Source organism: Calothrix sp. 336/3, from assembly GCF_000734895.2.
Taxonomy (GTDB): Bacteria; Cyanobacteriota; Cyanobacteriia; order Cyanobacteriales; family Nostocaceae; genus 336-3.
The window spans coordinates 4,363,906-4,385,144 of record NZ_CP011382.1 but is presented as its reverse complement, the minus strand read 5'-3'; the positions used below and the strand labels follow the sequence as shown (position 1 = coordinate 4,385,144).

Here is a 21,239-nt window from a genome sequence, read left to right as displayed (position 1 = left end):
CCCTACTCCTTACTCATTACTTCCTACTCCTTACTCATTACTCATCCCCCATCACCCAATTCATCATGACAGAATCTACCAAAACAGTGTGTCCCTATTGTGGTGTTGGTTGTGGTTTGGAAGTATCTCCCCCTGCACAATCAGGTACAGGAACTTGGCGAGTACGGGGTGACAAATCGCACCCATCAAGTCAGGGGATGGTATGTGTCAAAGGAGCAACGGTTACTGAGTCCCTAGATAAAGACCGTCTACTGTATCCCATGATGCGGGAAAGTCTTGACCAAGAGTTCCGGCAGGTAAGTTGGGATGAAGCATTGAATTTCATAGTTCAGCGTATTCACCAGGTAATTCAGCAGCAAGGAACACAAGCTATATGTATGTATGGTTCCGGTCAGTTCCAAACAGAAGATTATTACATTGCCCAGAAATTGATTAAGGGTTGTCTGGGAACAAATAATTTTGATGCTAACTCCCGTTTATGTATGTCTTCTGCTGTGTCGGGATATATTCAAAGTTTCGGGGCTGATGGTCCACCTTGCTGTTATGATGACTTGGAAATTACCGATTGTGCTTTTTTAATTGGTACCAATACTGCCGAATGTCACCCAATTATTTTTAATCGCTTAGAAAAATATCACCGCAGAAATCCCCACGTCAAATTAATTGTAGTTGACCCACGACGTACACCCACTGCGGAAGTAGCAGATTTACATTTAGCCATCCGTCCAGGTACGGATATTGATTTGTTAAATGGCATTGCCCATCTGTTGCTACGGTGGGGATGTATTGATATGGGGTTTATTGATGATTGCACCAGTAATTTTTCTGCCTATGCAGAGGTGATTCGTCATTATTCTCCCCAGGTAGTAGCGCAACGCTGCGGAATTTCCCAGGAAGACTTGGAAACGGCGGCTCGATATTGGGCAGATTCTCAACGAGTTTTGTCTCTGTGGTCGATGGGGGTAAATCAATCTACCGAGGGAACTGCCAAAGTTAGAACTATCATTAATCTGCATTTGATGACAGGACAAATCGGTAAACCGGGGGCAGGTGCTTTTTCCTTAACTGGACAACCGAATGCTATGGGAGGGAGGGAAGCTGGGGGGCTGTCTCATTTATTACCGGGTTATCGCTCCGTAAAAAATCCCCAACATCGAGCCGAGGTGGAGGCATTTTGGGGTTTACCACCGGGAAAAATTTCTCCAGAACCGGGTTTAACAGCTTGGGAGATGATTACGGAGTTAGAGCGGGGAAACATCGGCTTATTATGGATTGCTGCGACTAACCCAGCTGTCAGTATGCCAGATTTGGAAAGAACCAAGGCAGCTTTGGGGCGATCGCCCTTGACAATTTACCAAGATGCTTACTATCCCACGGAAACGTCAACCTATGCCCATATCCTACTACCTGGGGCACAATGGGGTGAGAAAACTGGGGTGATGACTAATTCTGAGCGGATGGTGACACTTTCTCCTGCTTTTCGTGATGCACCAGGGGAAGCAAAAGCCGATTGGGAAATTTTCGCCGAGGTGGGACGTAGACTCGGTTTTGAGGAAAAATTTGCTTTTCGCAATTCCGCAGAAGTCTATGCAGAGTTCGTGCAATTAACTAGTAAGCGTCCCTGTGATATGTCAGGGTTCAGCCATGAATTACTTAGCAAAAGTCCCCAACAATGGTCTAATCCTCAAAGTCAACATCTCGATTCCCAACGTTTATACACAGATTTACGGTTCCATACCCCCGACGGTCGAGCCAGATTTGCAGCTTACCACTCCCGTGGACTGGCAGAACCACCCGACCCCGATTATCCCTTCATTTTAACTACGGGGCGCGTCTACGGGCATTGGCACACCCTCACCCGTACCGGGAGAATTGATAAAATCCAAAAAATGCACCCGGAACCCTTTCTAGAAATTCATCCCCGTGATGCCAAAAAGTTAGGAATCAATCATGGGGATTGGGTAGAGATGCGATCGCGTCGTGGTCAAGCCAAATTAATCGCTAAGGTGACTGCGGCAATTACTCCTGGTGTTCTATTTATCCCTATGCACTGGGGTTTTATTTGGGCAGATAATGCCGAGGCAAATGCCCTAACCCATGCAGAGTCTTGTCCAGACTCCCAGCAACCGGAACTCAAAGCCTGTGCTGTACAGGTATTACCCATAACATTAAATTCTTCGCAAACCTCAGGTAGAGATATTCCGATGGAACGTCTGTATGAAATGGATATCACAAAATGATGGGCAGTGATACCCAATCATAATTTTCTCTCGCGGTAATCAATAGAAAAATCACAATTGTTTCCTTGTCACCGATAAAGGTAGACTGAAGTAAAAATTACCTCCAACCTATCCAGTGACTCATCAAGTCACCTTGGAAAAGCCGATGGTAGCAGGAATAGGGGATTTTCTGTTCTTGCTGACATCAGTCTGATGGAACACATTCACCATTACAGCCCAGAGTTTACTCTGAAAATTGGTCTGTGCTGGTCTTCAGTATTTACTTTTTAGGCTATACATTGAGGCAAGGGATGCGGAGACTATTTAAACAATTCAGAGAAACCGGTAAAGACGAGAATTTTATGCACCTCATTGAAAATATTGAGGTGGTAGTCTCTAAAGTTCTTGCTGTCTTAATGTTGATAGTAATTTTTGTGGCGATCGCAGATTTATGTGTGTTTCTGTTCCGTGAATTATTTACTACTCCCTACGGCTCTTTTAATAAAACCCTATTCAAAATATTTGGCTTATTCTTAAATATTTTAATTGCCCTGGAAATCCTGGAAAATATTACTGGTTACTTGAAAAAACACGTCCTTCAGGTAGAACTAGTTATTGTCACTTCTCTAATTGCCGTTGCTCGGAAAATTATTATTCTGGATTTGGAAAAAGTTACAGGTATAGATATTATTGGCTTAGGGATTGCAGTTTTGGCACTTTCTATTAGTTATCTAATTATTCGTAATAATGGGGCAAAATACCATTAATTTCGGTAACAAAACAGCCAATAATGGGACAATATATCCAAACATATAAATGTTCACCCTTGGCTGTGATAGTTTTTCAACTATGGCAGAATTTTTTCAATTTGAAGCAGATTTTATTGACTCCCTACGATGCATTCCTATGCAGGTGCGCTGTCATCTAGATACCTGTGGAATTAAGCTGAAACTCTCAGACTGGAACCAACTAACTCAGACAGAGCGGGAGCAACTTGTAGAATTACCCTGTACCACGGATAGAGAAGTACTTATTTATCGCCAACATATCCAAGATTTGATTTTACAGCGTACAGGTAAAGCTGTGGGAGAATTGGCAATTGACCCCAAACCACCTTGGATGGATGCCCATAACATACCAGAAACCGTTCAAACTCAAGCAGGTGAATTCGGAGTCACTATCAGCAGTACCCAATGGCAGCAACTTTCCCCCCTGCAACGTTTTGCTTTAATTAAATTAAGTCGCTCCGGACATGAAAATCGGAATTTTCCTAGGGCGATCGCCGAATTTAATCTCAGTTCCCATGATTAACAGAAGCTTATAGAGCTTACAGTTTAGCTTTCATCCCTTTGATTTTGGTAATTTTATCATCTCTTGGGAAGCAGTGAAGCTATATTGTATTTAGCAATCCTGTTGTGGATATGGCTAGGGTTTTAGTCCTACTGCCAGATACATTTCAGCAATCGTTTAGCAATACCCTGCAACTCGATGACCGGCAATAACAAAAGACAGAATGCCTATTTGCGGCTAGTGTCTGGTAATGGAACGGCATTTCACGGGGATTCCCGTCATACGCTGTTCTCCAGTAAAGAAGTAGTAATTGGACGTGACCCCAGCTGTCAAGTTGTCTTAGACCCCATGATGTATCGGATGGTCTCTCGTCGTCATGCGGTAGTTCGTCCCATATCAGGGATAGTCGAAAGTGAATCCAGTTGGGTGATTTGTGATTTAAATAGCGCAAATGGCACATATTTAAATGGACAAAGGTTACAAAGTTGTCAGGAGTTAGTCGCAGGCGATCGCATTTCTTTGGGTGCAGACGGTCCAGAATTTCTCTTTGAGTACGAAGTTAATCACCAAGCAACTGTCCTCAACCCTCCCGTGGGTTCAGCTTTGCCTGGGGCTAATTATCAGTCACCAAACCTACCAGACTCCGTAAGTTTTACACAGCTATTTCCAATTATCTCCACGGGTAAAGATTTAACCCGTAAGGCTTATCTGATTCCTGGTATTCTGACTGTAGTCTTTGTAGTATTAATGTTTGCTACCGTTGGCAGACCCCAAGCCAATCAAGTAATAGTAGCTACCTATATCGCCTTTGCTGCTTATTACTTTATCTACCAATTGTGTGGGAAAGCCAAACCTTGGTGGGTGTTGTTTGGGTCAGTTGTTGCTACAAGTTTAATTTTGTTGAGTCCTGTACTGGACTTATTCATCTACGTTTTCCGTAATCTGTTACCGGGAAGCTTACCTTCTAACCAAGAATCTATCAGTTTCACAGAAATGTTGATTCGGATGTTCTTTGGAGCAGGACTCATGGAAGAATTGCTGAAAGCACTCCCGGTGATTATTGCCTATGCCATTGGTAAAAACCTGCCGACACCATGGCGAGAAAAAATTGGTGTGTGGGAACCTTTGGATGGGATTCTTTTGGGTACGGCTTCCGCAGTGGGTTTTACCCTGTTGGAAACCCTAGGTCAGTATGTACCCCAAATTACACAAACAGTTGCTCAACAGGCGGGGGTGAATAGCGGTCAATTAGTTGGTTTGCAATTGCTGATACCGAGAATTCTTGGCTCTGTCGCTGGACATATGGCGTACAGTGGCTATTTGGGATACTTTATCGGATTGGCAGTTCTCAAACCTAGTAAAAGTTGGCAAATTCTACTGGTTGGCTACTTGACATCATCTGGGCTTCATGCTCTTTGGAACGCCACCGGCTCTCTGTTGAATGGTCTGTTATTGGTGATTGTTGGAGTTTTGTCCTATGCTTTCCTGATGGCAGCGATATTGAAAGCTAGGGCACTTTCACCCACGCGATCGCAAAATTTCGCCACTCGTTTTCTAGGTCCGAAATAAAACTTTTGCAGGCGATCGTTGAAGATTTGAGATTACTAATAGCTGATTGATAATCATTGGTTAACAATTAGCCATTAGCAATTTTTTCTGTCAGGGTGGAAATTGGACATGGTATATAGATAAAAACTTTGCCTACAAGTCACTGGATTAATCAAATCTGAGGACTTTTCTTCCTTTTGGTAGATGGTGCTATTTGCTGCATCAAATACATTAGAAGGTGAAACTGGCATTCTCGTAACTAAAGATAGATTGTTTCCGGCTTTGATATGTCTGTTGACAGGAAAGCAATCTCGCCGACAAATCATCTGACAATACTTTATAACAGAGGCGAAGTCGTTACTTTTCAGTTGCAGAATTGTTTAGCTGTCTGAGGGTATAGTAGGCGATCGCCATACTGACTCTTGCTTGTTCAATTTCGGAAAGTTTTGTCCACTCGGTTTCCTTAACGTTATTTAGCAAGGATTCGACATTACTTTGGGAATCACTGCTACGCATTGCGTAGGCAAGGGGACGAGCAAACACAGATAAATCATCACTTTCCCACATTGGCAATACAGATTGTACGCATTCCACTAACTGCTCGCTGAAGGATTGCTGAGATTTAAAGATATTGACGGCTTTATGAGCGATCGCCTGTAACCACTCTTGGGGTACTGCTGCTGCCAACATGGTTTGTAAATTTTCTTGAACCTGATTGACAAGAGATACTTCTGTAGTATCATTGTAATACGATGACCAGAGGTTATCTAGCTGATTAAAGAAAAGCAGCGATCGTTCGGTAGCTTCTTCTTCTAGGACATCTTGGAGACAAGAATCAGCTTCAACTTGGAGGAAATACTCTTCATTAACTGGATCGGAGGTATTCCAAGGATAGGCTGCATCCTCTGGTTGCAATAGTGCTTCGAGAAATTCGATGTCGATGTCATTTACTTGCATACCATTTACTTGATTAGCCATTTTCGCCTCCCGATAATTTGTATTTGTTTATTTGGTTTCTTTGGCTGTATTCAGAGCTACACCTTGCTTCACCCCGTTTCCGCAAATCAGAATTGGATTTTTCTATTGACTCGATTGTCTATAATTTTGTATTACAAATAATCTCTCACTTCTCGGCTATGAAACAGGAAGTTTCAGGAGTAAATTATTTTAGTTATCGCTTTAACTAGGGTAAATTTCAAGCCTCTTCCAGAACAAATTCCCAGGGTTGGCTTCGACTACTACCAAACTTTATCTGCATTCCTGGCTCTAAAAACACTTCCTGGCGATGGATTTGTTGCCAGCCATTAGTCCCAAGAATCCATGTGGTGCCGTAGGTTGACATCTCGTTGAGGTAATAGTTTCGCACAGGAGTTGCTCCGGTGAAGGTATTGCGACAAAGGATTTCGGCATGATGTTTGGAAACAGAGGGTTCCGGAATGACAATATCATTATCAACAGTACGACCGATGCGGGTGACTCCGATTTGTAAGGTGTAGGTGACTTCCGGCGATTTTAAGCGGGCGACGGGCAATAGAGATGCCACGTTAGGGATAGTAGTATCTGGTGGTAATTCCGTTACTCCCTCATCATAGCTACGGATGAGTTCACCTTCAAATTGGGGATGCAAGTAAAGGACGGGTAATGTCCAAGCTGGTTGATTAAAGCGGTAAACAGTCAGTAATTGTTGTCTGGCTTCCGCCACAGCAGCATCGATTGTTTTGCGCGATCGCAAACTTTGGGCAAAGCTATGAATAAAGGTCAGACTTTCCTCGTCTCCAATTTCGTCACGCATTCCCAAAACCGCAGGAACTCCATGACGAATTAAGACTTCAGCCAAGCTACTAGAAGGGATGACTTGTCCATTCACCGTTGCGGGTTGAGCTAACCAACAGGCATTAAATACGGCTAGTTTGACACCATTTTGGGTCAAAACATGGGCTAATTCCATACCATTCAGCTTGGTTTGGGGAGACAGACGCAGAAAACCACCATCGGGTCCTGGTTCCCCATGACCAGCATAAAATAGGACATTATAGGCTTTAGTTTCCAGAGCTTGAATTAGTTCCTGGGTAGTGGGTTGTACCAAAGTATGAACTAAACAAGGAGCATAACCAGGGACAAAATTACCTAGGGAATTTCCATTAGCTAGGGTTTGTTCCAGGATTTTTGCTTCTTGGTCTAATTGCAGCTTGTTGTCTTCTCCCAATACCAAGAGAATATTTAAGGCTGGATCTGCTCGTAAATAGGGTAGGGGTTCAACTTCGCAGGTAGTACGACTGAATAGGAAATTTTGTCCGAGGGAAATTGCTGGCTGTCCAGCTTCCCGTTGCATAATTTCCCAGGGTAAAGCGGTAAGACTGGGGTCACGAATTTCTAAGCGCAGATGCAAACGGGTATGCTGTCCCATTGCCATACCTTGACTGCGTTCCACACTATTGAGAATATTGCCATCAAAGACCCAACGCCAGAGATTAATACCCAGGAGTTGCATTAAACGACTACCGCGACTGACTTGCCCAAAGGATGGGGAAGGAACTTCCAGCATGGGAGTTGGATCAGATGGTGCCAGGGTAATTCCTGGAGCAATATCCATATTCGGGGCAAAAAACTGTCGCCAATCTTGCCACACTTGGGAGAGTTCATTTGACCATACACAGTCACGCAGTACATAACCACTGGGATAGGGAGCATTCACCACCCAAATGGCGAAACTATGAGTGCCTGTATTTTCGAGACGGGCGATCGCCAGGTTCAGGGATGGCATGGATTCGTTAATCTAATGCGTAAATTCAAATTATTTAAAATAACAATTTTTTCTGGCAAACAGTTATACCAAAATTATTTTGTATTTAATCACCTGTAAAATTATAGGCTGTTATTAGTCTATCGAGTTTTGTACCCTGATTCTGACTATTCAACCATTTCCCAAGCATGGGTCTGGTTTCTCTGGAGTCTGTCCACCAGGAGGGGAGGATTCAACAGCAATTTTTTTCTTAATTTGGGCAAAGCTTACCCAACCAATATCTCCCTTGCGAAGTAATGATGTTGGTGAGGATGGAGGAATACTACAGACCTTCAACTGCACCATATCTTCCTCTTCTGGTCGAGCATCTTTGGCTGGGGGGTTAATTACTTGTAATTTACTGCCAGTAGGAATGGGTATTTCAGGAAGACTCTTCTGAGGGAGAGATTCAAGACTTTGGACTCTTTGAAATCCAATACCTAAATCAGTAGTGGTGATGATAACTCCTGGTTTCAGGGGGATGCGAGTTGGCAAAGCAGAACCATTATTGGTGGCTAGGGGAGAAGCGGAAATAGTAGAAGTCGGGTCAGAGGAGACACCAGGTAAGGTGGGAGTGGGGGGAGGATTATTATTATTCGAGTTTTGCTGGTTATAAATTCGCCAAATAATCCCGATTGTGGCTCCGGCAACGAAGAGAAAGGCAAGAACCACTAGCTGTAGGGGAACTGGCGATCGCCGTTTTGTAATCGTATCTGGGACTACTTGTGTTCTTTGGGTGGTGACAGCAGGAGCTTGTTGGGGTAAGGCTGTATTAACTTCATACTTGACTTCGGGAATGACTAACGGCTCTACAGAACCGACTTTGATTGGTGTTTCTGGCTCTTGAAAGCGAATTTGATAATACATCAGGGCAATGGTGACGTTATCATGCCCATTTTGGGTATTAGCAATTTCCACCAACTTGTCTGTAGCCGTTACCACATCGGTATCCCCAGCCAAAATCGGCAGGATTTCTGTTTCCCAGTGTTGCTCTACCCGGTCAAAATCACTTAAGCCATCGGAGCAGAGTAAAAATATGCTGTCTTCGTCTAAGATATAGCGCTCGGCGGTGGGATGGAGAGAATTACTCGAACCCATACCTAAAGCTTGAACAAGGGAGCCTGAGGAGCCTTGGAGAACGGCATCACGATAGATGGCATAGCCCAGACGAACTTCCCGCGAAGCCACATCATCATCTAAGGTGACTTGATAACAGCCTTGACGGGTAATCCAGTAAGCTCGACTATCACCGACATGGGCAATATACATTTCGTGGGCAACGGGTAAAGCCATGACTAGGGTTGTTCCCATGCGTTGTCGTCCTTGTCGGCTTTCGCTGTCGTTGCGTTGACTGATTTTGTCGTTAGCGCTGGCGGCGGCTCGCTGTAAGTCTTCTAGGAAGGTTGTCGGGTTGATATGGTCGGAGGGGACTTGAGTCAGTTGTTGTATTTGCTGCTGAATAGTCTCAATGGCTAAATTTGAGGCGACGTTACCTCCTTCGTGACCGCCAATACCATCACAGACGATCGCCAGGGCAGAATTTTCGGGGGGTTTAGTGACGTGGGAACCACTGGGGGGATAACAGGCATCTTCATTGCGCTGACGACTGGGACCTGTATCACTTTTGGTCGCAATGGCGATCGCGGTGGATGTGGGGGATTTGCCATTTTCACCCTTACCCCTGCCCAGTTCTGCTAAACCCTGGTCTAACACACTCACTAACTGTTCGGCGGCGTGTATTTTGCCTTCTTGAAGTAAGTTACACACCTGGAGTAAAAATTCGGCGATCGCGGGTTGGCTATTTGCCTGTAATTGTAGCCAAAATGCTCCTAAATCCTTTAATGTCAAACCGGGCTGTCTATCTGCTTGTAGTTCTAGTAACTTGACTAAGGAGCCTTCTGTCCGTAGTAGCTGCCAATTTAAGAGAGTTGAGGCGACTCCTTCCGTTGCTAGGGGTTGCCATAACTGGGCTATTTGCCATAACCAATTTAACTGGCGCAGCGATGTGGCTTGGCTCCAAGCTTTATCGAGACTGGGACATAGACTCACCTCTAGTTGGGAATTACTATTGACCACTAGGGGAGGTTTTTCTAAAAGTAAAATTTCTTGAGTACTATTACCCTGACTTATTGGTAAAATTCCATACACTTGAGGCGCGTTTAGTCGGTAGGGAATCAACCGGAGATAAGGGCGAATTGCCTGAATATTTGATGGTTCTGGTGCATTGGGAACGGTTCCCGGCTTCGTATCAAATAATATTGAGTCTTTGATAATTAAATAGCGATCGCCGATAATTTCTCCGGGTTTACCTAAATATTTGACTTCTCCCGCAACCCAGAGAAAACGTTTCGGTAAAAATGTGCCACATTGCTTGCAATACTTGTCGGTAAGGTTATTGGGAGCTTGACAGAGTTCATTAGGGCAGTCGAGTATTGCCGCATCATTTTCCATAATTTTCCCACCGATCAGTGTTGGCAATTTTTTTAAGTGAATAGTAGCGGCAACCGTTACCGCCAATTTTATAGATTAGACCTCTTGCAAAAATAGATTTTGGTTGATGGTAGGGAATGCTCAAGAGTTCAAAGTTCAAGATTGAAACACCCCTTTTCACGACTTCTGCAAGAATTCTATTGAGTATTGATATATCCGCAGCTAGCTAGTAAGCAATACTAAGTTCCCATCTGACAAAATTATCTCCTGAATTGTAAACAACTGGAAATAGGGTTTTCCCGTTAACTACTTGTTGATGATGCCAGTTTACGGATAAATTTTGCATCAATTTTCTGATTCTGCCTAGGGGAGTATGCCAAAAATCATCATATCTAAAAACTTTGTTAACCTGTGTCCGGAAGGTCTTCAACATGGTGTTTGTGTTGAATGAGTCCATAATGCTGTCAACACAGCCAGGATAAACAATAGTGACAAAGCTCATCCTATGAAGTTTTTGTAACCCTGGGCAATGAAATCTCAACTGACACAAAGTAGTACTAGTTGGCTGTGGCATCCTGAAGATGAAAAGATAATTCTGAGATTTTCAGTTTATTACTCCCTAGCCCGATTCAGATCGGAAATTTAACATATTTAATCAGAAGATGGGGTAGAGCATTCCTAAACATGAATTCTGGCAATCGTGGGAAAATCCAGAAGCAAACTTGCAAGTCTTCCTTTCCCCCAATATTTCCTGAGCATTCAGGGATTTTACCTGACATATAGGGATGGGTCTAAATTTAACGACTGCCCTAGGCGGAGTAGGATAAACTCTGTGTTATCTGACTGTTTTGGCGATCGCCCTTGGCTATCAGCGTAATTATTATCATTAATCACTAATAGTGTTTTGGCATCTAGGGGTAAAACATTTTCAATGGTGACAAAGGGAAATGTGAAGATACCATGATAAGCATCTTTGCCCGCGATTCCCTGGGGGTCAGCAATTTTTAACAAATCTACTAAAAGTTTTTTCTCCACAAATCCCTGATGATCGGTTTTTTGGAGATTAATCAGATAAAGTCGCTTGAATTGTGCAGGATTGGCAAAACCAGGTTGACGGCGATCGCCTTGGCGATTGTCTCGCTCAATCACAATGAATTCATGATCGTTAATCGCAGTTAACTCACCAATCGCATGGTGCGAAGATTCTAAGCGATAGGAGAAAACTTTGCCTGTGTATTTTTTACTGGCTAAATCAAACTCATGAATTAAGAGTCGTCGCGGTAGGGAATCCCCCTTAATTACTCCTTCTAGCATCGCATAGAGTTTATCCCCCCTAGGGTTAATAGCTAATCCTTCAAAGCCACTGGAACCCCTCAGGTTAGCTGCTTGCAGTCTCTCTTCCTGGCTAGAAAGGGAAGCAAAATCTGGATGATCGGGAGATTTTATCAAATTTAACCCGCCAATTTTCCCCAAGTTAGGCAAAGAAATTGGCGAGTCGAGTAGTTCACCCTGACTACCGATATGCAGTAGGTAGGGACCAAATTCATCCCCTAGCCAGTACGTACCATCACTGTCACGACGGAAGGATTCAATATCAAAATCACCACCAGTAAGTAATCGCTGACTTTGAATTTTGTCACTTACAGGAATATTGCTTGTGGGGTAAACAGCTTGTTCGGCAATGAGGGGAAATTTTACCAAACCTTTTTTGTCATTGAGTTCCAGAAAGCTTTGACGATTGAAACTGCTCAGACGCTCACCTGTTTGCAAATTGACAGGAAAAACACGACCTGTAGTAAAGTCTGGCTCTACCGCATAAATACGCAGTACATAATCTGGGGAATTTGCCTTAGCTCCAAAACCGTTATCGGAAACGACCAAATACGTACCTACCTTCGGTCCAGGAATTACCGATGAAAATCCCTGTACTGGTTGGGAATGCCTAAAGGGTGTGGTACGGTTAGTTTTTTTTAATTGACCCGATGTTGCCCCTGGGGCAAAGGTATCTGCTGGTAAAATGGCACGTCCTAGGAGTTGGACGGTTTCGGCAGCTAGGGAGGGGGAAAATAACAAGCAGGGGATAGCAAGCGTAAGAATGATTCTAGCAGCCAAAAATTTCATGTTGCTGGGCAGGGGAAATTATGAGCTAGTTAAGCGTCAAGTCTGGGTTCCTAGGAATTAGCTTCTGTACCAATGCGGGGCAGTCCCATACTGTAATTATTGACACGGGATAAGAGGTTATAGCTGATTTCGCCTTTTTGCAGGAGCGATCGCACATAATGCTCTAAATCAGAACCAATCCGCCGCAGGTTGTAATCTGTCAAATCTACCCCACTGGAAGCTTCTACTAGTTCATCGAATTTCCGATAAACACTTTGTAAAGCATCTTCATTCCAGTTAAATTCGTTGTCTGGGTCAATGTCCAAGGTCAAGACTTGATTGTTGGGCACCAATTCGCCATCTTTGTCTATTTCCGCTGCGAAAATACGGATATGGCGGGTTGTGGACTTAAGTAATGTTGTATTGTCCATAGAAGGGTTGTCAGAGTTGGGTGATTCACACTGACAATTATTGTAGACGGAATCCTCCCACAGACGTGACATTTCTCAATTATTGGGGCAATTGCCTGGAACAAAGTTCACCAATAGCAGTACCCTCTACCGATAAAATGGCAGCCTATAGCCAGAGCTTAAAAAAGGGTAAGGGTTTTGCAAAAAAAATCTGCTTGAGGAATTGCAAAAATAAATTATGTCTTTCACTTGTGCAACATGATTTTTCTTTTCCCTCGGGGGATTTGTCTGGGGAACAAGGCTGATGTCATGACAATTTGATTTTCAGGTTTTGCAAATTTTTAGCAAGAGAAGCACAATGACTACATCCTGCTCAGGGGTAAATTTGCCTCAAAAAAAAATTTTTTACCGGATATAGGTTATTCATTTTACAGAGAAATTGTCGCTTTGATAATTTTGCTTATAAAATTGTCCTGCAATTACATAGGCAAAAAACATACATTTAGTAAATATACTGATTTTTTAGCAAACAACGTCTAGCTTTTATTATTTATTGCCTATTCAGCGTTTTTACTTACGTATAAGTACTAAAAACTCAGTAAAAACTCAAACAATTATTGACGTGGAGATAAAGTTGATGTAAAAACCTTTAAAAAGCTCGCATAAGTTCTTACAAAAACTTTATTGTATAGAATCTTAAAAACTGAATAATAGTTATGGCTTAGTTCGACATCAGCCCTTATATTCAGTCAAGAGCAATTTGCGTTACCTCATTAACACAGGAGATGCAGGATGAAAAGTAGATGAGTAAGTTAAAAATAAAGCTGACCTAGTTCAGCACTTTGGATTTCAAAAAAATGTGCCAAAATTTTCCCTAGAGATTTCGCTCCTGACCCTGATTAACACCTAGTACAAGGACTCTGAAAACGTATGAATTCCAAAGCACTGCCACTGCAAGTAAATAACATTGAAGTTGGTGTTTACGAATGCGAAATCAATCTCAAGTTTCGACTGATTGAAGAAAAAAGCCTCTTGAGCGATCGCGATCAACTTTTAGATGTATTATTGGATGCTCTGGCTCAAGGTTCTGACGAATTTTTGGAAATGCTGCACCAAGCAATTAAAGTTCATGAATTATCTGAGCTGAAAGCTTCTCCTCAAATGCGTCGTCAAATAATGCGTTTGCGTAACTCCACTGATAGTGTCCAATAATTGGATATTTCTCATTTCAGTAGTTGCAAATCCTGATAATTGGGCAGTGGTAAATTTTTTGCCTCTATGCTGACTATCACCACATTGAGTCGGCAGTCATCCCTGACCTCAGATTGATAAACTGGTTCTACCCTCCACAAAGGCGCTCATACCGCGTCTAGAGTAGTTCTCACCCTTTGCACTACGGACATCAATTGGGTGCCTACTAATGCCGTTTAACCTTGCTGATTAGCAGGGTATGGGTTTAACAAAGATGGAATTTCCCACTCATTGTTGGAACTACAATCGCGATTTTCTTGATTAAGATTTTATATAGATGTGTTGTCGCCGATAGTTTTTGCATGATGATGACTGAGTGCGATCGCCACTCTCACTTCTCAGGAAAATGAAGATTGAGCTAGGAATGAGAACAGGATACGGAATAATTTGATGTTTCCCTGGGAATCCTATGTCATGACTTCATGACTTTTAGCGAGACATTAATCACCGTGTTTGATCATCAAGGGAAATTTGTGCAAAATTTCAGCATCTACCTTATACAAAACTGTATTGTTATTTAGCCAAACCATGCTCTAGGGCAAAGCGTACAAGTTCTGTGCGGCTATTTGTACCAGTTTTGCTAAACAGACGACTGACGTATTTTTCGACGTTGCGGACGCTAGTATCCAAGCGACGGGCAATTTCTTTATTCATTAAACCTTCTGCGACTAAGTTGAGAACACTTTGCTCCCTGGGGGTTAAATCAATAGAGAAAGGTGCTGGAGACTGGGCGATCGCGCTTCTCTGAGTTAATAATGCCTTAATCTGGGCGATTTGGTTTGCCAATTCGGCAATATCTGGAGTTTCTCCTTCTTCATGGGAGTTTGCCGTTTTGCTGTGGCGACGAGTTAGGAGGTTTTCGACAATTGCCACTAACTCATCTGGATCGAAAGGTTTGGGTAAATAAGCATCGACTCCAGCTTGATAACCCTGAATGCGATCGCTAGTCATACCTTTTGCCGTTAAGAATACGACAGGTAAGGTTTGAAAACGCGGATCTGCTCGGAGTTGTTTCAGAAACTGATACCCATCAACCTGGGGCATCATGACATCAGAAATCACTAAATCCGGTATATTTTGTTGCATTATATCCCACCCTTCACGGGCGTTACTGGCAACTTGAACGCTGAAACCGCTCTCTTGTAAATAATCTTTGACAGCTTCCCGCAATCCCGGTTCATCATCTACCAGTAACAATTGTGCCGACATCTAGAAATTCCTTTGACTTTACCTTTATCCAATGTAGCGAAAATTGGTCATTGGGGAATGGATGATAGGGGATAATGAACACGAAGCTAGTCTTTATCCAAAAAACTTTTCCTTTCCCCTGAATAATTTCTATGCCAATTTATGTTTACTGGGGTGAGGATGAATTTGCCATAGAGAAAGCCGTGGCAGGATTGCGCGATCGCCTTCTCGATCCTCTATGGATAAGTTTTAATTACAGTATCCATCCTCCCGAACAAGCTGATGCCGTTATTGATGGCTTAAATCAGGCAATGACACCGCCTTTTGGAGCTGGTGGGCGTTTGGTATGGTTGGTAAATACGACATTGTGTCAAAGTTGCTCAGAAAACATCCTATCTGAACTCAACCGTACCCTCTCCGTAATTCCCGCAACATCCTGCTTGCTGCTTACTAGTCGCAATAAGCCCGATGAGCGATTGAAATCAACTAAGCTTCTCAAGCAACATGCTCAGGAATATCGAGAATTCCCTGTGATTCCTCCCTGGAAAATAGAACTCATTACCCAAGCAGTACAGCAAGCAGCACAGAGTATTAACTTAAAATTAACTGCTAATGCGGTGGAACTCTTAGCTGAGGCTGTAGGTAACGATACTCGCCTCTTAGATAACGAACTGGCAAAATTACAGTTATATGCTGGGGGAAATCAGCAACCCCTAGATGTGGATAGAGTTGCCCTGTTGATTAGGAATAGCCAACACAATAGTTTACAATTAGCAGCAGCCATTAGAACTGGGGATACAGCTAAAGCATTAAGTATTTTGACGGAGTTAATTACTGCCTGTGAACCAGGTATCAAGATTGTCGCTACTCTCATCGGTCAGTTCCGTACTTGGTTATGGGTGAAAATGATGATGGAAAGCGGTGAGCGAAATTCCCAGGCGATCGCCCAAGCAGCAGAAATCGGCAACCCCAAACGCATATATTTTTTGCAGCAAGAGATAAAATCTCTATCCGTGCAGCAATTAATCCAGTGCTTACCCCTATTACTAGAATTAGAAGTGAGCCTCAAACAAGGTGCTACAGAATTACCCACACTACAAACTAAAATCATTGAACTTTGTCAAGTTTGTTCTTGGCGTTAAAGTTACTTACCAAGTAGAATCTATTTGCACTCACAGAGCAAAGCTACCTGAATGCCCTCTCTTAGACAAATGTATATAATCTGATAGTCATCATAATTTAGAACTGTTTTTGTAAAGACTTTGTTTTTCTGGAACATCTGACTTATAAAATAACTCAATGTGATTAACAGAGTTACCAATTGTCCTTGTTTCTCACACAGATAATTAACAGATGAGAAATTATTTATATTTACATCGCCTAATTAGTCGAGTCAGTCAATCATCCTATTTTGCTGCCATCAGTGTTGCTAGTTTGACTGCTAGCTGTTTATTTTTTATCTCACCAGCAGTTGCTCAAAATTCTCCTTCATTCACTGCTAATGATATTAATGCCTACGCTAGAGCAACATTAACGATGGAGCCCAAGCGACAGGAAGCTATGGGTAAAATCAAGAAAATAATTGGTAGAGGCGAATTACCAAATATTAGTTGTGATGATGCGAATAGTCTTAATAGTTTACCTAGAGAGGCGAAAAAGGTTGCCATTGAATTCTGTAATAACTATCAACAAATAGTGAAAGACAATGGACTATCTTCTGAAAAATTCAATCAAATAACTAGAGAAGTTCAAAACAATGAAAATCTCAGAAGGCAAATTTATAATGCACAGCTACGAATGCAAAGAAATTAGTCTATAGTTATTTCTACTTCCACAGTCTGGTTGAGATTATCTCGCAGTCACAGTAGAAAATATCACCAAAATGCCATATCATACCAATTCACAATTCGCAATTCGCAATTCGCAATTCGCAATTAAAAAACTTAGATGCAGCAAAGCTTTCAGGATTTACATCTGTATCAGATTTTTCGTGAAATGGTATCACCACAGAATCATCGCTCCTGTGACTCTGTGAGACTAAACTCTTTACTTGAAAAGAAATCAGATATTTCTGTACCTCCCAACACAAATAAAATAGACGTGTATCATACACGCCTATTCATTATTCCAAACTAAATTTTAGTTTCCGTGCTGGACAAAATTAAAGCAATGAAAATAGAAAATCATTTGCTTAAGGTATAGAAAAGTTAGTACGGGAATCATCAAAGAGGAAAATCTCTGGCGGTTAATTCCCCTAATGACATTGGGATAGATGAGTTAAAAACCAGGTGGTGTAAGGACTCTATCAATTTCAATAATTACACCATTCTTGGTTTCTATAGAAGGGCTCTTCGTGTTCGCTCCATTAATTTTCACCGATTCATCTGGATTCACTTGAATTTTGACCGCACTACCCTCAAAGGTAGTTTTACCACCCTTATTCATATCCTCTTCAGTCACCTTACCAACCACAATATGGTACTTTAAAATTCTACTGCGGTTCTCTGTTTGTCTGTAACGGTTGAATGTCTCACGGGATAAAGCATTAAAGGCAGCATCCGTGGGTGCGAAAATAGTAACATCTTTTTCCTGTTTCAGAGTCTCAAGCAACCCTGCTTCTTTTAATTCGTAAACAAGATTGCTAAATTTTTTCTCTCTGGAAAGAGCATCTATTGTGCTAGGCAAACTCTCCTTTCGATAGTTTACAGTATTAGCACCGGCATAGGGCTGAAACAGACGATAAGCTGGACGGTATCTCGCCAAAACAGGGGAGGCAGTCATCATCATGACACCAGTAAAACCTGCAACCAAAGCAAACTTGTGCCAAGGCTGAAGATTTTTCAAAGTTTGAAAGAATTGCTTTTTCATGGGAAATCGACACCAAATTAGTTATATCTACTATTTAAAAATTTAATAGTTGCCTAAATATTTCAGATACTGTTTTTGAGTACTCAAGAGATAGTCACAAACCTAATAAAAATTTGCTTATCTAGATTTGTGGAGTTTGGAAGTTTGCAGGCTACAGCTTTTATTAATACTTAGACTAGGGCAAAACTGGTCTATGTTGTTTAATAAGCGTATCCTAGAACAGTTTTCTGTTTACTAGGGATAGTTAGGGTAAAAACAAAGGTATGTAACAGTTAGTACGGGAATCACCGAAAAGGAAAATCTCTGGTGATTAATTCCCGGAGTGAAATTGGGATAGATTGAGTTAAAAACCAGGTGGTGTAAGGACTTGATCAACCTCAATAATTACACCATTCTTTGTTTGTATAGAGGGATACTTCGTGTTCGCTCCATTAATTTTTACTGATTCATCTGCTGGATTAACTTGGATTTTGACAGCACTACCCTCAGAAGTAGTTTTACCACCCTTATTCATATCATCTTCAGTCACATTCCCAACCACAATATGGTAATTCAGAATTCTACTGCGGTTCTCTGGTTGTCTGTAACGGTTGAATGTCTCACGGGATAAGGCATTAAAAGCAGCATCCGTGGGAGCGAAAATAGTAAAATCTTTTTCCTGTTTGAGTTTCTCAAGCAACCCTGCTTCTTTCAATTCGTAAACAAGATTGCTAAATTTTTTCTCTTTGGAAAGAGCATCAATCAAATTATCAGTTCCTCGATAGGGAACACTAGCACCAGCATAGGGCTGAAATAGACGATAAGCTAGACGGTATCTCGCCAAGACGGGAGACGCACTCATCATAACAATACCAGTGAAACCCACAACAAAAGCTAGCTTTTGCCAAGGCTGGAGATTTTTCAAAGTTTGAAAGAATTGCTTTTTCATAGGACATCGACACCAAATTAGTTCTATGTACTATTTAAAAATTTAATAGTTGCCTGAATATTTCAGATACTGGTTTTTGAGTATTTAAGAAATAGTCGCAAACCTAATAAAAATTTTCTTACTTAGACTTGTGCAGCTTGATAGTTTGCAGGCTACAGTGTTTATAAATACTTTAGATTAGGGCGTAATCTAGTTTACGATGTTCAATAAACCTATCCTAGAAGAGTTTGTGGCTTGCTAGGGATAGTCCAAGTGAACAGAAAGGTAAGGAAGCTATATTGAAAAAATTTAGAATGAATCTAAGTACTTCCACTGCGATTATACCACTAAAAATATCCTGAGTGCAATATATTTACTTCCAGAGACAAGAATCCATTTCGCGATAGAAGTATTGCTGTGACTGGATTTTATCTCCACAGGGTAAATGGTCATTGGAGTAAGTTGATACATACACCTACCGAATCGAACATCAGTGAATTAACTGATTTATGATGAAATTTCTAAGTCCCAGAAATTTTGAGTCCTATAAAGAAAGAAATACCTATCTCCATTCATCATCTGGAGGTAGGTAAGTCTTTTCAAGTAAAGATGGCAATTGATTGTGAGGTTACAAACACAACTTGTCAAAGCTTGTGCAAGTACAATCTCATACATTGGGAAAGTGCATCAAGAGATACTTCCTAGCCTCTACTGTTCCCCATACCAAGTTTCATATTTTACGGTTCACAATCATCATAGGGATATAGTAAGCCATGGTTATAGGCATCCCGTGGATATGGCATATAATCTGGATGATGGAATTGCTGGGCAACCTCATCAGCAAAAAATGCTCCTAATTTTGTCACACCAATTTCTTTCTCATCTTCTGTAATTAAGCCAAAAGCTTTGAGCTTCTCAATCTTGTTACGGAAAACTTTATTTAAAGAGACTCCCGTCTGTTTTTCGTAGTTTGCCTTGCGGACAGTACGATTTTTGAGGGGTAGAACTATAGCCCAGCGCATTTGCTCTTCTGGAGTTCTGAGAATACCTCGATTCAGGGGTAGTTTACCTTCAGCGATTTTGGAGTAGTATTCATCAAAGTCTTGGGTGTTTAAGGCAAAGCGATCGCGCAAACTACTAAAAGCTGTCAACCCAAATCCTACTTGGTCGTATAACATACAACATTGGTTATGGGCATAGTGGGAATATTGCTTACGCTCCTTGGTAAATACCCGACGTAGATTCTCGTGATAGCCATTTTCATTGAGAATCTCGATCGCCAATTGTTTCATCATCAAAGTTTCTTCCACCGTCGGCAATTCATCCGGTTGTCTTTCCGTCATTCGCTTAATCGGTCCTTGGAAATCACCGTATGCTTCGATTTTGAGGCGATAAAGTTGGATTTCATCCACATCTAGTTTCACCGCTTGTTCAATCACCTCAATCCAGTTTTCTAAAGTTTGCCCTGGATAGCCAAAAATAAACTCAATATTCACCTGGTATCCCATGGACTTAGCATTCTCAATTGATGCTAAAGCCTCTTCCACACCATGATGACGGTTCATCAGTTTGAGAGTGCTGGGATTTAAGGATTGAACTCCAATTGTCAAACGATTGACACCGTAGGATTTCATTAAGCGTAGACGCTCTGTTCCTTCAGCACCAATTAAGGTTACAGGATCTACGTCATAGTTAAATTGCCGACAGGCTGACAAGTCAACACGCTGCACAAAGGAATTTAAGAAGCGATCAATTTGATCTAAGGCAAGGTAGGAAGGTGTTCCACCACCGACTAGAACTGAGCGTGCTTTAATTTGCTGCAATCCCAGGACATTCATGTAAATATCCATTTCTTTTTCCAGTGCATCGAGATACTGGTCTTTCTCAGCACTGCGCTCACCTAACTGTACGGGATAGTGACAAAATATACAGCGTTGGCGACAAAAAGGAATATGTGCATAGATATCTAACAACCCGTCTTCTGGAACAGAATAGCCTGCAAATAATTCCTCTTGGGTGATGGGTTGATACATCGTAATCGGTGGGTAATGCACTGACGGAAAAAAGTCTCCATCTTTGCAGATTAGCCCTGCGGCTTGCAGACGTTGGAAATCCGCAACTCTGCTGCGTGCCCTTTCCATGAATACAGTCTGGCGATCGGCAATTTGAATCATTCTCTTAATTCCTTAAATTATTTCATGTGGGGATAAGGGAAATATGCAACACTTTGCAATTCAGGCTAAAAA

At 41.9% G+C, this 21,239-nt stretch carries 17 protein-coding genes; 7 read left to right on the top strand and 10 right to left on the bottom strand.

Going from position 1 to position 21,239, the window contains the following annotated elements; genetic code table 11:
- The first annotated feature begins 65 nt into the window (after positions 1 to 65).
- The 4 genes from IJ00_RS18235 to IJ00_RS18220 all read left to right on the top strand — a co-directional run bounded on the left by IJ00_RS18235 (position 66) and on the right by IJ00_RS18220 (position 5,078).
- Positions 66 to 2,240 (top strand): molybdopterin oxidoreductase family protein, encoded by a 2,175-nt coding sequence (locus tag IJ00_RS18235; RefSeq protein WP_035159262.1) that lies wholly within the window; start codon positions 66 to 68, stop codon positions 2,238 to 2,240.
- Positions 2,241 to 2,530: 290 nt separating this feature from the next.
- The gene (locus IJ00_RS18230; protein WP_035155284.1) at positions 2,531 to 2,986 is read left to right on the top strand and encodes a phosphate-starvation-inducible PsiE family protein; all 456 of its coding nucleotides are present in this window, start codon (positions 2,531 to 2,533) and stop codon (positions 2,984 to 2,986) included.
- 82 nt (positions 2,987 to 3,068) lie between these two features.
- Positions 3,069 to 3,530, top strand: coding sequence for a nitrate reductase associated protein (locus IJ00_RS18225; RefSeq protein ID WP_035155282.1), 462 nt, complete (start codon positions 3,069 to 3,071; stop codon positions 3,528 to 3,530).
- A 177-nt stretch (positions 3,531 to 3,707) separates the two neighbouring features.
- Positions 3,708 to 5,078, top strand: coding sequence for a PrsW family glutamic-type intramembrane protease (locus IJ00_RS18220; protein WP_035155280.1), 1,371 nt, complete (start codon positions 3,708 to 3,710; stop codon positions 5,076 to 5,078).
- 336 nt (positions 5,079 to 5,414) lie between these two features.
- Here the strand turns inward: IJ00_RS18220 and IJ00_RS18215 are convergent, their stop codons facing one another.
- The 6 genes from IJ00_RS18215 to IJ00_RS18190 all read right to left on the bottom strand — a co-directional run bounded on the left by IJ00_RS18215 (position 5,415) and on the right by IJ00_RS18190 (position 12,800).
- Positions 5,415 to 6,035, bottom strand: coding sequence for a hypothetical protein (locus tag IJ00_RS18215; RefSeq protein ID WP_035155278.1), 621 nt, complete (start codon positions 6,033 to 6,035; stop codon positions 5,415 to 5,417).
- A gap of 217 nt (positions 6,036 to 6,252) precedes the next feature.
- Positions 6,253 to 7,821: a CHAT domain-containing protein gene (locus tag IJ00_RS18210; RefSeq protein WP_035155276.1), complete on the bottom strand. Its 1,569-nt coding sequence runs from the start codon at positions 7,819 to 7,821 to the stop codon at positions 6,253 to 6,255.
- A gap of 150 nt (positions 7,822 to 7,971) precedes the next feature.
- Positions 7,972 to 10,290 carry a protein phosphatase 2C domain-containing protein gene (locus IJ00_RS18205; protein ID WP_052754489.1) on the bottom strand — a complete coding sequence of 773 codons (2,319 nt, stop codon included), beginning with the start codon at positions 10,288 to 10,290 and terminating at the stop codon, positions 7,972 to 7,974.
- Between the two features lie 205 nt (positions 10,291 to 10,495).
- Positions 10,496 to 10,702, bottom strand: a complete 207-nt coding sequence (locus IJ00_RS18200) for a hypothetical protein (RefSeq protein WP_144416057.1) — start codon at positions 10,700 to 10,702, stop codon at positions 10,496 to 10,498.
- 335 nt (positions 10,703 to 11,037) lie between these two features.
- A complete protein-coding gene (locus IJ00_RS18195; protein WP_035155269.1) occupies positions 11,038 to 12,390 on the bottom strand; it encodes an esterase-like activity of phytase family protein in 1,353 nt (450 codons plus the stop codon).
- Positions 12,391 to 12,440: 50 nt separating this feature from the next.
- Positions 12,441 to 12,800 (bottom strand): NAD(P)H-quinone oxidoreductase subunit M, encoded by a 360-nt coding sequence (locus IJ00_RS18190; protein WP_035155267.1) that lies wholly within the window; start codon positions 12,798 to 12,800, stop codon positions 12,441 to 12,443.
- Between the two features lie 909 nt (positions 12,801 to 13,709).
- Between IJ00_RS18190 and IJ00_RS18180 the strand changes: the two genes are divergently transcribed.
- Entirely contained in the window at positions 13,710 to 13,991 is a 282-nt protein-coding gene (locus IJ00_RS18180) for an Npun_R1517 family heterocyst differentiation transcriptional regulator (RefSeq protein ID WP_035155263.1), read from the top strand.
- A 552-nt stretch (positions 13,992 to 14,543) separates the two neighbouring features.
- Here the strand turns inward: IJ00_RS18180 and IJ00_RS18175 are convergent.
- Entirely contained in the window at positions 14,544 to 15,239 is a 696-nt protein-coding gene (locus tag IJ00_RS18175; protein WP_035155261.1) for a response regulator transcription factor, read from the bottom strand.
- A 131-nt stretch (positions 15,240 to 15,370) separates the two neighbouring features.
- On the opposite strand from IJ00_RS18175, the gene holA reads away from it, so the two are divergent.
- Together holA and IJ00_RS18165 are read left to right on the top strand one after the other, a co-directional pair.
- Positions 15,371 to 16,360 carry a DNA polymerase III subunit delta gene (holA, locus tag IJ00_RS18170; RefSeq protein WP_035155259.1) on the top strand — a complete coding sequence of 330 codons (990 nt, stop codon included), beginning with the start codon at positions 15,371 to 15,373 and terminating at the stop codon, positions 16,358 to 16,360.
- A gap of 211 nt (positions 16,361 to 16,571) precedes the next feature.
- Positions 16,572 to 17,030 (top strand): DUF4168 domain-containing protein, encoded by a 459-nt coding sequence (locus tag IJ00_RS18165; RefSeq protein ID WP_046814853.1) that lies wholly within the window; start codon positions 16,572 to 16,574, stop codon positions 17,028 to 17,030.
- Between the two features lie 465 nt (positions 17,031 to 17,495).
- Here the strand turns inward: IJ00_RS18165 and IJ00_RS18160 are convergent, their stop codons facing one another.
- The 3 genes from IJ00_RS18160 to IJ00_RS18150 all read right to left on the bottom strand — a co-directional run bounded on the left by IJ00_RS18160 (position 17,496) and on the right by IJ00_RS18150 (position 21,167).
- Positions 17,496 to 18,086, bottom strand: coding sequence for a fasciclin domain-containing protein (locus IJ00_RS18160; protein ID WP_035155254.1), 591 nt, complete (start codon positions 18,084 to 18,086; stop codon positions 17,496 to 17,498).
- A 343-nt stretch (positions 18,087 to 18,429) separates the two neighbouring features.
- Positions 18,430 to 19,014 (bottom strand): fasciclin domain-containing protein, encoded by a 585-nt coding sequence (locus IJ00_RS18155; protein ID WP_035155251.1) that lies wholly within the window; start codon positions 19,012 to 19,014, stop codon positions 18,430 to 18,432.
- Between the two features lie 716 nt (positions 19,015 to 19,730).
- Positions 19,731 to 21,167: a coproporphyrinogen-III oxidase family protein gene (locus IJ00_RS18150; RefSeq protein WP_035155249.1), complete on the bottom strand. Its 1,437-nt coding sequence runs from the start codon at positions 21,165 to 21,167 to the stop codon at positions 19,731 to 19,733.
- Positions 21,168 to 21,239: the final 72 nt, after the last annotated feature.